This is a genomic window from Pontibacter lucknowensis (genome assembly GCF_900156415.1).
Taxonomy (GTDB): domain Bacteria; phylum Bacteroidota; class Bacteroidia; order Cytophagales; family Hymenobacteraceae; genus Pontibacter; species Pontibacter lucknowensis.
In genome coordinates, this window is sequence record NZ_FTNM01000001.1 from 89551 (window position 1) to 103999 (window position 14449).

The window sequence follows — 14449 nt, forward strand, 5'->3', positions numbered from 1 at the left end:
AGTCGCGCGATGACCTCACAGTGCCCAACAGGCCTGCGGGGTCTTTTGAGTACCCCTCCTAGCAACTCAAACAAAAAAGCCAGTTCTATCTCAGGTATAGAACTGGCTTTTTTTGATGATTTAAAGTCGGCTACTTCCCAGCCTTGGCATCACCGCCATTCAGACCATGCTCCGAAATCAGGTATACCAGCGCCGCCATACCTGCGGCACCCAGCTGCATTTCGCGACGGTTCACCGTTTCGAAAGTGTCGATGTGGGTGTGGTGATAGTCGAAGTAGCGCTGCGAATCAGGGCGCAGGCCGATCAGTACCACGTTGTTTTGCCCCTTCAGCGGCCCAATGTCGGCACCACCGCCGCCACGATTCAGCTCGTGCAGACCATAAGGAGCCAGCAGTTGCTTCCAGGAAAGTATCTTGGCGTATTGCTGGTCGTTGCCGTCTATACCGAAGCCACGTGGTGTAAAGCCACCTGAATCAGACTCCAATGCCGCTACGTGCTTCTCCCCTTTTGCTTTGGCCTCTTCAGCGTATTTGCGTCCGCCGCGCAGTCCATTCTCTTCGTTCATAAACATTACTACACGGATGGTACGCTTCGGGCGTATACCTTGCTCTTTGAACAGACGCAGCACCTCAATAGACTGCACACAGCCGGTACCGTCGTCATGGGCGCCTTCGCCTACATCCCAGGAGTCCAGGTGACCGCCTACCACAATGATTTCTTCAGGCTTCTCAGAACCTTTGATCTCACCAATCACATTATAGGAAAGCACATCCGGGCGGGTTTCGCTGGTCATACGCATGTAGAACTTCAGCTCCGAATCGTTTTTCAACATAGCGCTTAGTTCATCGGCTCCTTTCGTGCTAATGGCTGCTGCCGGTATTTTGTCCACACCTTCTTCGTAGCGCATGTTACCGGTATGGGCCACATCCTGGACATCGTTGGTCATGGAGCGAACCAATACGCCTACTGCACCAAGCTTAGCGGCTGCCACTGCACCACCTCCTCGCTGATCCACGGCACCACCATAGGCACTGCCTGTCTGTATATGCTTGTTGTCAAACGGGCGGTTGAAGAAGACAATCTTGCCTTTTACTTTCTTCTTACCCAGTTTCTCGAGTTCTTCGAAGTTCTGCACTTCTACCACCTGCGCACTCAGGCCTTGTGTGCCGGTGCCCACAGTGCTGCCCAGCGCCAGAATATTTACCTCCTGACTGCCGTTGCGGCCACTCAGAATACGACCGATTTCTTTATCGCCACGCACCCAGTAAGGCACCATCACCTCCTGCAGGTATACGCGGTCGAGTCCCATGTCTTCCATCACCTGTCGGCTCCACTCCACAGCGGCCGCGGCCTGCGGAGAACCGCTCAGACGGGCGCCAATATTCTTGGTGAGGTAGCGCAGGTTTTCGTAACTCTCGTAGCTGGTGAGGGCATCGTCGTAAAACTTGCGGATAACGGTCGAGTCAGACTTGTAGGTGTTTTGCTGCGCCATGGCAGGTATAGCAGCCAGCATGGCAGCTCCGGCCACAAAAGCGCGGAATTTGTGCTTTATTAACATCATTAGGTGAATAATGCGTGATAGATTAGTTTGTGGCTTTAAGATAAGCAATCTATTTGAAGTATAGACAACAGTTCCCACATTTCCCGCTATACCTATTTCACCTGCAACACTTTCTGCAGATTCTGCGGACTCAAGGTAAGCAAGCCCACCTCGGGCAGACGCTCGGTCAATTCTTTCCAGTTTTTGTCTTTCTTGTATACCTCTTTCAGGAGTTTGGTCGCCCCGTTGATGTCGCCGTTGTTGGCTAGCGTGATGGCATGCCAGTATTTCATTTCGAGGTTGTCGGGAAACATGGCTTCGGCCTTGCCATACTCTTCCATGGCTTCAGCCATTTGACCTTTCTCGACGGCTAGGTCGCCGTTGTTCATGTGCTCGTAGGCACGGTATACCTTGAGGAGTCGCTCCAATTCTTCGAGGGGCTTTTCGTGATCATCCACCCGCAGGTCGATGGTTTTGTCATCCCAAGGCTGCCCTGTAGCCTCGCCTCGCACCAATACCAGCGCTGCTGACTGTTTGCCACGGATGTCGCCTCCCTCCCGCTCGGCTGCCTGCATAGCCAACAGTACCCGCTCAGCCAGTGGCTTGCCGGCGCTCGTTTCAAAAGCTTTTGCCATGGCTGGCCATACCTTATCACTCAGCATCATGTTGGCCTGCACCGAAAAGTTCGTGCCGATGGTGTGCCCCGCATAGCGAATGCACTGCTTGCCAGTATGCGTCGCCACCCGGCCCTGTGCATCCAGTATGGATACCTGCCGCACTTCGCGGCCTTCATCATCGGCCAGCAAGATATCCAGCGCCTCCTGTGGCGACTTGCCCTCTTTCAGCAGAGCAAGCCCGCGCAAGCCAAACGATTTGTTGGTGAAAGACTGGGTGGCAACCACGCCCACGCCCGCCTCAACCCAAGGCACGGCCGTGCCCACCGAAAACCAGTGGCTTTGTACGCCAACGGCCATTTCGCCGGTTTTCGCGTCGCGGGCTACAATCGAATAGGTATGGGCCAGGGGCTCTTCACTTTTAAACACCTGCGCCTGTGCGGAAAAATGTATCACGGTGAGAAGGAGAATTATGATGGAGAATAGTTTTTTCATGGTGAGTACAGCGATTAAGTGGATTGGGTTTCTACTGGTCTTTGTTTTGTTTAATTACTACTCTAGCTAGGCATTGGTAATTTTATACAACTTTTAACCCTGCGCTGATTTCCTTTATCCAATTCTTCTTTTCATGGTAGACAAAGATTCTATCATAACAGTTTTCTAAACTTATTGAGAGCCTATCGTCGGCTACACCAGCGTAGTTCGAATAAAATGTACCTGCAATTGTCATTAAAAGCCAGTTTTCCTCTAAACAGCTATGTTGCTTAGGAGCTTCTTGTTTCGCTTTATTAAGTTTCCTGATTTTATCCTCGATAACAGATTCGATTCTATCGCTTCTTAATGGGCCGAATGTGTTGCTCCTTGAATCAAAGGTTATAATAATTCCTGCTTCATCCATTCTAAAAGCCACTATCTTCTTTATACCAGGAATTGGGTTCTTTATTAATTCCGTTCTGCGATAACCAATCCGATTTAGATTTTCCAAACATGTATTGACAATAACTTCAGCACATTTTTCCATTTGTAATCCTTTAATCTTCTCCGATTCAACTCTTATAACTAAGTTATCTATACCCGATTTAATTAATAGTTCTCTAACTCTTGAGAAGACTTTAATGTAGCTGTTTTCTAATCTAATTTGTGACTGACTATTATGAATTAGTGTTACTTCTATACCAATTAACTTATCACCAATTTGAACAATAATATCTGGAGGGTCGCTCTCAGGTCTGATCAGCTTATATCGTGTTACCCCCTTACTTCTTAGAAAAGCATCAGTTACACTTTTCTCCAATTCAAATTTATTTGACATCGATTAATAGCATATAGCTTACAGGAAACGATTTAAACCATTGTTGTGAAAAATGCATATTCGGATAGCGTTTTTCTTATTAAAGACATGAAACCCATAGTAATTGCCCTTCCACTATCCTTTTGAATTTAAAATCCTTAAATTACATCACAATATACTCAATCTCCTCTTATATAGGGAATTCCCTACCTTCTAACAACCCATCTTCATTTCAGAAGTATAACAGAACAAATTCAGCGTTTAAGGGCAACAAAACCCGGCGCAAATCCTTTTATGAGCAAACCCTTCAACGAGAAAAAACAACAGCGCATGGCCATGCTGATAGATGGCGACAATGCGCAACCGACCCTTATCGTCAAAATACTGGCCGAGGCTGGCAAATACGGTCAAACTACTATCCGTCGCATTTACGGCGACTGGACCACTCCACAGATGAACGGCTGGAAAGAGTGCCTGAACAACCACGCCATACAACCCATCCAGCAGTTTCGCTATACCGTGGGCAAAAACGCTACCGATAGCGCCATGATTATCGACGCGATGGACCTTCTGCACAGCCACCTGGTGGATGGCTTCTGCATTGTGTCGTCGGACAGCGACTATACCCGACTGGCGACCCGCATCCGGGAGGCAGGCATTTTTGTGATGGGCATCGGGCAACGCAAAACGCCCAAGCCTTTTGTAAATGCCTGTAACATCTTCATTTATACCGAAAACCTGACCGACGACATTGACGAGAAGCAAATAGCCGAGGCTGACAGAACCACACCAAATGGCAAAGACAATCCGCGGCCTAACCCGGTACCTATGCTGAAAGAAGCCTTTGAAATGGCGGTAGGCGAAGATGGTTGGGCACACCTTGGAGCCATCGGTACAAGCCTGCGTCTGCTCGACCCTGCTTTTGACCCGCGAACTTTTGGATACGGCCAGTTGATTCAGCTGATCAAGGCGCACAAAGACCTGTTCACCATTCGCAAAGAAGACGACAAGGGCTCTTCCGCAGTATACGTGAAGCGTCGTAGCAGTCCGAAGCGGCGCAAACCTGCGAAAGAAAAAGAGAAAGCAGCAAGACCTGCTGCCAAAGAAGAACAGAGCAGCAACTAAACACCTTCAGGACACAAAAAGTACAGCCTTCTACTGCACGTGCAGTAGAAGGCTGTACTTTTTTGTGCAGGTCTATACCTTATATACTAAAGCCCACTGTCAACGAAAAATTCCTGAACTTTCCGTCTGCGCTATTGTCATTAAACACGCTGGTTAGTCCGTGGTTATACATGAGGTCCAGTTCTACAAAGCGGAGCAGTTTGATTCCCACACCGCCGTGCAGAGCAAATTGAGCATTGCGCACATTTCGACGGCGCACGTCCAGGTTGTTGTCGCTTACGCCGATGTTGTAGGCAAAGGAAGGGCCTGCCATGATCCGAAAAGGGATGGAGCCGCCTCTGCGTTTGACATAGGAACTTTCAAAGCCCAGCAGCACCGGTGCCCGGAAGTAGCGGAAGCGCACTTCATCACGCTCACCGGACCGTGGCTGGACTGTACGCTGTATGGTCACTTTGTTATTCACAAAATCAACCCCAGGCTGTACATAAAAGCGGTTACCGATACGGGCAAAGGCACCGAACTCAGTTCCCACCCCGGCCGACTCTTCTACTAAAGTAGGATCACTGCTGATGTTGGACACATTGAAACCGAACCTGGCACCAAGATCAATATTAGAGTCTTGTGCAGTGGCTGTAAAAACAGCGCTTAAAAAAATCAGGAGTAGTAGTTTAATTTTCATAGTCTTGTGTACAATATATGCGTTCATACTAGAGTAACATTACCATACTCTTATCTATTTAACTGTGTTTTTGACCCGTATGTTTAGTATGCAGCTTTTTAGGACTCCGCATTAACGTCTCCCAACCCAATTCAATGAGATCTGTATCAACATTACAACCCCTGATCGTAACGCCTGACATTAACCTGCATGAAGCTCAGGTGAATGACGCTCCAGCCCTCTATCAGCTAATAGACCATGGTCGGCTATATCTGCGTGAGTGGCTCCCTTTTATAGACAGCAGCTTCTCTGCAAGCGACACAAGGTTGTTCCTGCAAACTGTCACGGCGCCTGGCAATCTGCAGGAGCAGGTATACACGATCCGGTTTCAGGAAAAAGAAGCGGGTATTATTGGTTACAAAGCCATTGACAGGGTAAACAGCAAGCTGGAGATCGGCTATTGGCTGGGAGAGGAATTCCAGGGCAAAGGCATCATGATCCGTAGCTGCGCTGCTTTGGTTGCAAACGCCTTTGAGCAGATGCGCATGAACCGCATCCAGATAAAAGTGGGCGTAGGTAACAGTAAGAGTAGTCGCATTCCGCAAAAGCTAGGCTTTAAGCTGGAAGGTATAGAGCGGGATGGAGAGTGGCTGCGCGGCCGGTTTATCGACCTGGAGGTATACAGTTTACTGAAGCGGGAATGGCAGGAGAACCCTGTTAGCTTTGCTTCCGGCGGAAGCGACCGATCCTGATGCCAGGCTTAGGTGTAGACTTAGTTGACGCCATACCTGTACCCAGCAGGAGCGATACAGGCCGCAGCTCTTCGTGCTTATCGGCGATCAGTTTCAGAATAGCCACAAAAGGCACGAACAGTATCATGCCGGATGCTCCCCAAAGTATGCCTCCCGCCACAATGGCCAGCAGTGTAAAGAGCATATTAACTTGCAAACGGAAGCTCACGGCCAGTGGGAAGATCAGGTTGGCCTCCAGGTACTGCACTACCGAAAATACAATGATCACTCCGACAGGGTACCACACAGAGTCGTAAGTGATCCAGGCCACGGCCATCGGCAAAATCGCCCCAATCGTGATGCCTACATAAGGTATAAATGTGAGAATAGAGGCCACAATGCCAAAGAAAATAGCATGCGGTATACCTAGTAGCAAAAGCCCGACACTGTTGAGCAAGCCCACTACCGCATACACGATGATCATTCCCTTGATGAAGTTGTAGTAGGTCGTAATGGTTTCGTGCAGAATGCTGCGGATCTTGCTGTGTTCTGCTTTTGGGAACATGGAGAAAAGCGCTGCCGCCAGTTGCTCCCGGTTGTAAAGAATGAGGGCAGCGTAAAGGGGAATCAACAGAACGAGTACCACCGTCGTTACCGAGGCATATAGCACGCCTTGCACCACGTTCAGCACAGTGGAGGCAGCGTCCTTTACAAGCCCTTCCATCCAACTGCTGCGTTGCACATCGTTCACGCCAAACTGCTGCTCCAGGTATAGCCCGAACTGGTACCATGCCTGCAGCAGCTTTTCCTGCAGCACGGGCCATTCCTGCCCAAAACTGATCATTTGCCGTACCAGCAGCCAGCTCAGCGCCCCTACCAGCAGAACAAGTGTTAAGAGGCAAAGTAAAATGGCACTCCAGCGGCTCCAATCCCGATCTTCCATCCACTTTACCACAGGGTATAGCACAAAACTGATCAGAAGCGAGAAGCTGAGCGGAATGAAAAGCGTACGCCCAAAGTATAGCAAAGCCGCCACCAGCAAGATGTATTGCAGTAACTTTAACCAGTTAACTTTGGAGCTCTTTTCCATATTTCACTATATTGGGTTGCCGTTCGTGCTGATGCACTTCAGGGCAGCAATTACCTCAACAATATTCCCAAATATTACATCAATTTCCTAATCGTATACACCGCTATACCTATGACACGCCATAAGCTATTTGCTACTGCCTTTTCTCTCCTTTTCGGCGCTTCGCTCTCAGCACAGGACCTTTCAGTGATCAACCAGCAGGAAGCCACCCGCCTCCTGCAGACCCTGAGCCACGACGACATGCAGGGACGCGCCGCCTTCTCGGCAGGTATAGAGAAAGCCGCTGACTTTATTGAAGCAGAATTTCATGCTGCAGGCCTTGTGCCACTCAACGGCAACAGCTCGAGCCAGGCTCCTTCTTACCGACAGACCTTCTATGTGCACCGTCTCACTCCCAGCCAAACGGAGGTAACGCTGGGCAAAAAGAAAATAGCTTCGGAGCACCTGTTCGTCAACACAGCACAGGAGAAACTTGAGTGGAAACACAAAAACAAGATCAATATTATCACTATACCTGAAGGCGAGAACTTTCGGAATGCCTTTATGAAAGCCAACTCGCTTGAACAGGACGCGATCGTGCTGATTCATCCAAACCATGCCGAAGCCTTCAACTCTTACAGAGGCTATTTCTCAAGAGGCGGCGTAAAGAAAGAGGTAGGCACCGGTCCAAGCAAGGTATACGTGCTCACCGAACAGGCTGCGCCAAAGAAGTATGAAGTGAAGTTCACCAATCAGGTTGAAAAGTTGTCGCTCTCCAATGTAGTTGGCATGATCGAGGGCAAGCGCAAAAACGAGTTTGTGGTATTCTCCGGCCACTACGACCACATTGGCTTCCATAAAACCATTGACGGCGACAGCATCGCCAATGGCGCCGACGACGATGCCTCCGGCACTACCGCCATGATGATGCTGGCCCGCTACTACAAGGAGCAGCCTCAACCGGAGCGCACCCTGATCTTCGCTGCTTTCACAGCCGAAGAGATTGGCGGCCACGGCTCCCGCTACTTCTCCGAGCAACTTAACCCCGACCAGATCGTGGCCATGTTCAACATCGAGATGGTGGGCAAGCCCTCTAAGTTCGGCCCGAACAGCGCCTACCTCACTGGTTACGAGAAGTCTGATCTGGGCAAAATGATGCAGAAGCGCCTCGAGGGCACCACCTACAGCATCCACCCCGACCCATACCCGGAGCAAAACCTCTTTTACCGCTCTGACAATGCTACGCTGGCCCGTCTGGGTGTACCGGCACATACCATTTCGTCGGTGCAAATCGATCAGGATAAGACCTACCACACCGTGAAAGACGAGTTTGAGCTACTCGACATGCCACACTTTACCAGCATGATCCGAGCGATTGCACTTGCCGCGCAGGGGGTTGTAACGGGTGAGGATACCCCAATGCGGGTTGATAAAGCGTTGGTGAGGTAAACAAGTCAGTCCTTAAAACGTAGATAAAGCAAAGGCCCTGCTTAAATTTAAGCGGGGCCTTTGCTTTATACCTTATTAAGCTACATTTCTTAATTCCTCACTGCAATCATCAACCCCAACTCTTTATACCGCATCCCGAACTTCTTCGCTATCTGCGAATTCGTCAGGCTGCCTTTGTAGATGTACACGCCGCTGCGGTAGTGCTCGTTCATAAACAGCACCTCATTGATGCCTCCGAACTTGGAGATTTCCGTGAAGATGGGTGTAAAGATATTGCTGAGCGCCGTAGAAGCCGTGCGGGGTACACGTGAGGCGATGTTTGGCACACAGTAATGGATGATGTCGTATTTGCGGTAGATCGGACGACTGTGCGAAGTGAGTTCTGACGTTTCAAAACAACCTCCCTGGTCGATACACACGTCGATGATAATGGAGCCAGGGTTCATCTGCCCGACAACGCCCTCCTCTACCATGCAGGCCATGCGCCCTTCCTCAGCCACTAAAGCACCAATCACGACATCGGCATTTTTGAGCTCGTTGTACAGAATGGTTTTGTCCAGCGTAGAGGTAAAAATCTGTTGCCCGATGTTATGCTTCAGGCGACGCAGTTTGTATATGTGGTTATCGAATACCTTCACCTCAGCCCCAAGCCCTAAGGCGGCACGGGCTGCAAACTCTGCCACAGTACCAGCTCCCATGATCACTACTTTAGATGGTGCTACTCCAGTTATACCTCCTAATATGACGCCTTTGCCATCGTTGCTGCTGCTCAGGTACTCCGCCGCGATCAGCATTACGGAACTGCCGGCAATCTCGCTCATGGCACGCACTACTGGCTTGGACTCCGACTTGTCGCGAATCAGCTCGAAGGAAATAGCGTTGATTTTTTTGCGCTGAAGGGCATTGACGTAGTCGGAAGTCAGGTTGCCAAAGTGCAGAGCGGAGATCAGCGTCTGGCCGGGGCGCAGATACTCAATTTCGTCATAGGTGGGTGGTGCGATTTTAAGGATGATCCCCGCTTCGTATACCTCTTTGGTAGAGTATACAATACGGGCTCCTGCCTCAGAATAGTCGTTGTCAGAATACTTGGACGGGCCGCCAGCTCCGGTCTCGACCCATATTTCATGGCCTTGATCGGTGAGTTGCTTCACGGCATCCGGGGTGAGGCCAATGCGGTTTTCCTGAAACGATGACTCTTTAGGAAGCCCGATAAACAGGCTTTTGTAACGCTCCTCCACAGCCAGCATGGACTCCTTTGGGTAAAGGGCCTGACTGGCCGCCAGCTTTCCTAATTCAACGGCGAATCTCTCCGTCATGCTCATACACGGTTTATAGTCATGGTGCGCTCCTCGCCTTCAGCGGCGGGCTGCAGCTTTACCAACAGGTAATGCTCCGGCAACAGGTTCGGGATCATGGACGGCCACTCGATCAGGCAGGTACGGCCGGAGTCGAAATACTCCAGTGCTCCAATGCCGAGCGCCTCACGCTCATCATTTATCCTATAAAAGTCAAAATGATAAATTAGGTTCCCGTCGGCCGCTTCATACTCATTTACGAGGGCAAAAGTAGGGCTGCTGACATTCTCCTTCACCCCCATCTGGTGGCAGAGCTCCTTTATAAGCGTTGTCTTTCCGGCCCCCATCGGGCCTTCAAACAAGATAATAGGCTCCTCACGGGCCTCCTCCAAAAGCACAGAAGCCGCCGCCGGCAGGTCAGCCAACGACGACATCTTTATACTTCTCTTCTCAACTCCTGTATTATACATTCTTAGGCGTCAGTGTCACAAACGGTATAATGCACTCCTCCAGCGACACGCCTCCGTGCTGGAAGGTGTCCTTGTAGTAGTTCACATAGTAGTTATAGTTGTTCGGGTATGCGAAGAAGTAGTCTTCAATCGCGAATACAAACGTAGTGGAAACGTTGGCCTTTGGCAAGAAAAATCGTTCGGGCTTGCGCACCGTGAATACATCTTTGTCGGTGTAACCGAGGTTCTTACCGTGCTTATACCTGAGGTTGGTGTTCGTCTGGCGGTCGCCGATAATCTTGAACGGACGCTTCACCCGGATCGTGCCGTGGTCGGTTGTGATGATCAGGCGGGCTTTGCGGTCGGCGATCAGCTTCAGCATCTCGAACAGCGGCGAGTGGATGAACCAGGAACGTGTGATAGAACGGTAAGCCGATTCATCTGGGGCCAGTTCGCGTACCATGTTGCTGTCCGTGCGGGCATGCGAGAGCATATCCACGAAGTTGTACACGATCACGTTCAGCTTGTTGTTGTCGAGGTTGTTGAACTTACCGTTCAGGTCTTTGCCGGCAGCCGGGTTGGTGATCTTATGATAGCTGTGCTTATCCGTAATGCGGTTTTGCTGCAGCTGAATTTCCAGGAAATCCTGTTCGTGCAGGTTCTTGCCCTCTTCTTCATCGTCGCTCACCCACAAATTCGGATATTTTTTGATAATCTCGGTTGGCATCATACCTGAGAAGATCGCATTACGGGCATAGGCAGTGGTAGTAGGCAGGATGGAATAGAACATCTCCTCTGTATCTACAGTGAAGTATTCAGAAATAAGCGGCTCAAGCACCTTCCACTGGTCGTAGCGCAGGTTGTCGATCAGCACAAAGTACACGGGCTTGTCAGACTCCTTCATCATCGGAATTACCCGCTCCCTGAAAAGTTGGTGCGACATCAGCGGTGCATCATCCGACTCCTTGTTTATCCAGTCTTCGTAGTTGTCCATGATGAACTTGGCGAAGTTGGAGTTGGCCTCGTCTTTCTGCATGTTGATTACGTCAGCCATGCTCTTGTTCTCCGTTTCGTCGATCTCGAGCTCCCAGTAGACAAGCTTCTTATAGATATCAGCCCACTCTCCCGGGCTCAGGCGTTCTCCAAAGGCCATACCCAGCTGGCGGAAGTCGCGCTGGTAACTCATGTTGGTCTTTTCCGAAACCAGACGCTTGTTCTCCAGCGTCTTTTTCACAGAAAGCAGTATCTGGCTTGGATTGAGTGGCTTGATCAGGTAATCGGATATTTTGGATCCAATGGCCTCCTCCATGATATGCTCCTCCTCACTCTTGGTGATCATGATCACGGGCATGGCCGGACGGATGGTTTTGATCTCATTAAGAGCCTCCAATCCGCTGATACCGGGCATATTTTCGTCGAGGAACACGACATCAAATGCCTGTTCCTGCACCTTCTCAATGGCGTCGGCCCCACTGTTTACCGGGGTAATGTCGTAGCCTCTCTCTTCGAGGAAAAGAATGTGTGGCTTGAGCAGGTCGATTTCGTCATCGGCCCATAAAATCGTATATCTTTGCATAGTTTTATTTGTTGCGCGCTGTTCTAAATGGCTTCATTGTTAATCAATTACTATACCTCAACGCAAACATTGGCTTGCAGATTGCGGTTACCTCTGCGGGCTAATTTGCTTCCTTGCAGAGCAAATGATTAACGATTAGCAATTTAACAATTAAAAACCTCGGTTTTTGTGAATAAGAAAAAAATATTAAACGACCCTGTATACGGTTTTATCACGGTGCCGTCTGAGTTGCTGTTCGATATCATCGACCATCCTTACTTTCAGCGACTGCGCCGGATTAAGCAATTGGGACTGACCGAGATGGTATACCCGGGTGCCCTGCATACCCGCTTTCACCACGCTTTGGGAGCCATGCACCTCATGAACCTGGCCCTGAACACGCTGCGCGGTAAGAATAACGAGATCTCGGATGCTGAGTTTGAGGCTTCCCTCATTGCCATTCTCCTGCACGATGTCGGTCATGGACCTTTCTCACACGCGCTGGAAACGGCCATTTTCCAGGAAGTGCACCACGAGCACCTTTCGTTGCACATCATGCACTTGCTCAACGAAGAGTTCGGAGGCAGATTGAGCCTCGCCATCCAAATCTTCACTGATACCTACGAGCGTCGCTTTTTTCACCAACTGGTGTCAAGCCAGCTGGACGTAGACCGCCTCGACTACCTCAACCGCGACAGTTTCTATACTGGTGTATACGAGGGAAAGATCGGTGCCGACCGTCTGATTAAGATGTTAGACGTGGCCAACGACAAATTGGTAGTGGAGGAAAAGGCGATTTACAGCATCGAGAACTTTCTGGTGAGCCGCCGCCTGATGTACTGGCAGGTATACCTGCACAAAACTGTGATCAGCGCCGAGCACATGGTGTTGCGTACCGTTCAGCGTGCCCGCGAGCTGATTCAGCAGGGTATAGACGTACCGGCCAGCCCTTGCCTCAAGTTCTTCCTTTCCTCCAACCTCACCATGGAGGACTTCCAGAGAGATAATTCTATTTTAGAGCGCTTTGTTTCGCTGGACGACCATGACGTATGGAGCGGCATTAAAGAATGGGCAATGCACCCTGACCCTGTTATCTCCTATCTTTCCAAAAGCATCCTTAACCGCAAGCTGTTTAAGGTATACATCTCAAGCAAACCGATAGACGAAGAGATGATGCTGGGTATAAGCGAACTGGTGCAGGAACGCTTCCAGGTGCATCCTGACGAGGTAAAATATCTCATGATCTCGGGCCGCATCAGCAACAGTGCTTACATGGCCGAGGGGCAGTCAATAGACGTGCTCACCAAAACTGGCTATGTGGTGAACGTGGCTAATGCTTCGGACCTGCCCAACATACAGGCACTGAGCAATAAGGTAGAGAAATACTTTGTCTGCTACCCGAAGGAAGTCGCAACCTTATAAAACCGGCTATAGGATTTGCACGGGATTTGCTTGACCTGTCCATAATCTGCTGCAGAATGTGGCGGTGCAGCGTAAAGTTTTTATTAAGTTTGCCCCCCCAATGGGTAGCACATTTTATTTTTTGCTCTAATTTTACAAGATGGAATTCACTATTCAACAGATTGCGGACCTTTTGAAGGGAGAAGTTGAAGGAGACAGTACAGTAAAGGTCAGCACATTAGCCAAAATTGAAGAGGCCCAGACCGGAGCGCTTGCTTTTTTGTCTAATCTAAAATATGAACCATATCTTTATACTACCGGAGCAAGCGCGGTGATCGTGTCGGACAAACTGGAGCTTAAAAAGCCCGTTTCCGCTTCTCTAATTCGTGTATCCGATCCTTACTCCAGTTTTTCTACTCTACTAGCTTATTACCAGCAGGCCGTGCTCGCCTCCAAGGTGGGTGTAGAGGAGCCTTGCTTCATCGGCGTTGGCAGCGAAATAGGCGAAGGCCATTACCGTGGCGCTTTCTCCTATATCGGCAACAACTGCAAGATCGGCCAGAATGTGCGCATCTACCCGCAGGTATACATCGGCGACAATGTAACCATTGGTGACAATACCACCCTTTTCGCAGGAGTGAAACTATACGCCAACACAGTAGTGGGCGCCAATTGCACCCTGCATGCTGGTGTGGTGCTGGGCAGCGACGGCTTCGGCTTTGCCCCTCAGCCTGACGGCACTTACAAAAATGTGCCGCAGATCGGCAATGTGGTGTTAGAGGATGACGTGAACATCGGTGCCAATACTACCATCGACTGCGCCACCATGGGTTCTACCATCGTCCGTAAGGGCACTAAAATAGACAACCTCGTGCAGGTGGCTCATAATGTGGAGATCGGGCAACATACTGTTATTGCCTCACAAACAGGCATATCCGGATCTACCAAAGTCGGAAATAACTGTGTGATTGCCGGGCAGGTGGGCATCGTGGGCCATATCAGCATAGCCGACAAAACCACTATCGGTGCGCAGTCAGGCGTGTCTAAGTCCGTAAAAGAGTCAGGCACCATCATCCAGGGCTCCCCTGCCTTCGACTACAAGCAAAACCTCAAGGCCATTACCGTATTCCGCAAATTGCCGGAATTACAGCGCGTATTAGACGAATTAAAAGAGAAGAATTAAGGTTTTATGCCTCTGCTGCCCTGTGCTATCAATTAAAATTGGCAGGCAGTATATAAAATCTTAAGTTTGCAGTCGCAATGCTCCCTCCG

At 49.9% G+C, this 14449-nt stretch carries 13 protein-coding genes; 5 read left to right on the top strand and 8 right to left on the bottom strand.

All coding sequences use genetic code 11. The features are described 5' to 3' along the window. Nucleotides 1-130: 130 nt before the first annotated feature. The 3 genes from BW972_RS00310 to BW972_RS00320 form a co-directional block, all read right to left on the bottom strand. Nucleotides 131-1558, bottom strand: coding sequence for a M20/M25/M40 family metallo-hydrolase (locus tag BW972_RS00310; RefSeq protein WP_076421442.1), 1428 nt, complete (start codon nucleotides 1556-1558; stop codon nucleotides 131-133). 95 nt (nucleotides 1559-1653) lie between these two features. Next, nucleotides 1654-2649, bottom strand: coding sequence for a DUF1028 domain-containing protein (locus BW972_RS00315; RefSeq protein WP_076420321.1), 996 nt, complete (start codon nucleotides 2647-2649; stop codon nucleotides 1654-1656). Nucleotides 2650-2731: 82 nt separating this feature from the next. Then, nucleotides 2732-3466: a hypothetical protein gene (locus BW972_RS00320; RefSeq protein ID WP_076420323.1), complete on the bottom strand. Its 735-nt coding sequence runs from the start codon at nucleotides 3464-3466 to the stop codon at nucleotides 2732-2734. 273 nt (nucleotides 3467-3739) lie between these two features. Between BW972_RS00320 and BW972_RS00325 the strand changes: the two genes are divergently transcribed. Further along, a complete protein-coding gene (locus tag BW972_RS00325) occupies nucleotides 3740-4570 on the top strand; it encodes an NYN domain-containing protein (RefSeq protein ID WP_076420325.1) in 831 nt (276 codons plus the stop codon). 79 nt (nucleotides 4571-4649) lie between these two features. Here BW972_RS00325 and BW972_RS00330 read toward each other — a convergent pair whose 3' ends face one another. After that, nucleotides 4650-5249 carry a porin family protein gene (locus BW972_RS00330; protein WP_159439830.1) on the bottom strand — a complete coding sequence of 200 codons (600 nt, stop codon included), beginning with the start codon at nucleotides 5247-5249 and terminating at the stop codon, nucleotides 4650-4652. 134 nt (nucleotides 5250-5383) lie between these two features. Here BW972_RS00330 and BW972_RS00335 point away from each other — a divergent pair, with 134 nt between their 5' ends. Beyond that, the gene (locus BW972_RS00335; protein WP_007655878.1) at nucleotides 5384-5980 is read left to right on the top strand and encodes a GNAT family N-acetyltransferase; all 597 of its coding nucleotides are present in this window, start codon (nucleotides 5384-5386) and stop codon (nucleotides 5978-5980) included. Here the strand turns inward: BW972_RS00335 and BW972_RS00340 are convergent. Further along, on the bottom strand, nucleotides 5946-7049 hold the full coding sequence (locus tag BW972_RS00340) for an AI-2E family transporter (protein ID WP_076420327.1): 1104 nt from the start codon (nucleotides 7047-7049) through the stop codon (nucleotides 5946-5948). The two genes, BW972_RS00335 and BW972_RS00340, sit on opposite strands and share 35 nt — an antisense overlap. Before the next feature lie 111 nt (nucleotides 7050-7160). On the opposite strand from BW972_RS00340, the gene BW972_RS00345 reads away from it, so the two are divergent. Then, complete coding sequence (locus tag BW972_RS00345) at nucleotides 7161-8477, top strand: M20/M25/M40 family metallo-hydrolase (RefSeq protein ID WP_076420329.1); 1317 nt, start codon at nucleotides 7161-7163, stop codon at nucleotides 8475-8477. Nucleotides 8478-8566: 89 nt separating this feature from the next. Here the strand turns inward: BW972_RS00345 and BW972_RS00350 are convergent, their stop codons facing one another. The 3 genes from BW972_RS00350 to porX are packed head-to-tail and all read right to left on the bottom strand — an operon-like array spanning nucleotide 8567 to nucleotide 11797. Continuing rightward, entirely contained in the window at nucleotides 8567-9793 is a 1227-nt protein-coding gene (locus BW972_RS00350; RefSeq protein WP_040574078.1) for an alanine dehydrogenase, read from the bottom strand. Nucleotides 9794-9795: 2 nt separating this feature from the next. Then, nucleotides 9796-10242 carry a tRNA (adenosine(37)-N6)-threonylcarbamoyltransferase complex ATPase subunit type 1 TsaE gene (gene tsaE / locus BW972_RS00355; protein WP_234986254.1) on the bottom strand — a complete coding sequence of 149 codons (447 nt, stop codon included), beginning with the start codon at nucleotides 10240-10242 and terminating at the stop codon, nucleotides 9796-9798. Then, nucleotides 10235-11797: a T9SS response regulator signal transducer PorX gene (gene porX / locus BW972_RS00360; RefSeq protein WP_007655889.1), complete on the bottom strand. Its 1563-nt coding sequence runs from the start codon at nucleotides 11795-11797 to the stop codon at nucleotides 10235-10237. The genes tsaE and porX overlap by 8 nt, the downstream gene beginning before the upstream one ends. Nucleotides 11798-11965: 168 nt before the next feature. On the opposite strand from porX, the gene BW972_RS00365 reads away from it, so the two are divergent. After that, a complete protein-coding gene (locus BW972_RS00365) occupies nucleotides 11966-13198 on the top strand; it encodes an HD domain-containing protein (protein ID WP_076420331.1) in 1233 nt (410 codons plus the stop codon). A gap of 139 nt (nucleotides 13199-13337) precedes the next feature. Continuing rightward, on the top strand, nucleotides 13338-14360 hold the full coding sequence (lpxD, locus tag BW972_RS00370) for a UDP-3-O-(3-hydroxymyristoyl)glucosamine N-acyltransferase (RefSeq protein WP_076420333.1): 1023 nt from the start codon (nucleotides 13338-13340) through the stop codon (nucleotides 14358-14360). Nucleotides 14361-14449 lie beyond the last annotated feature (89 nt).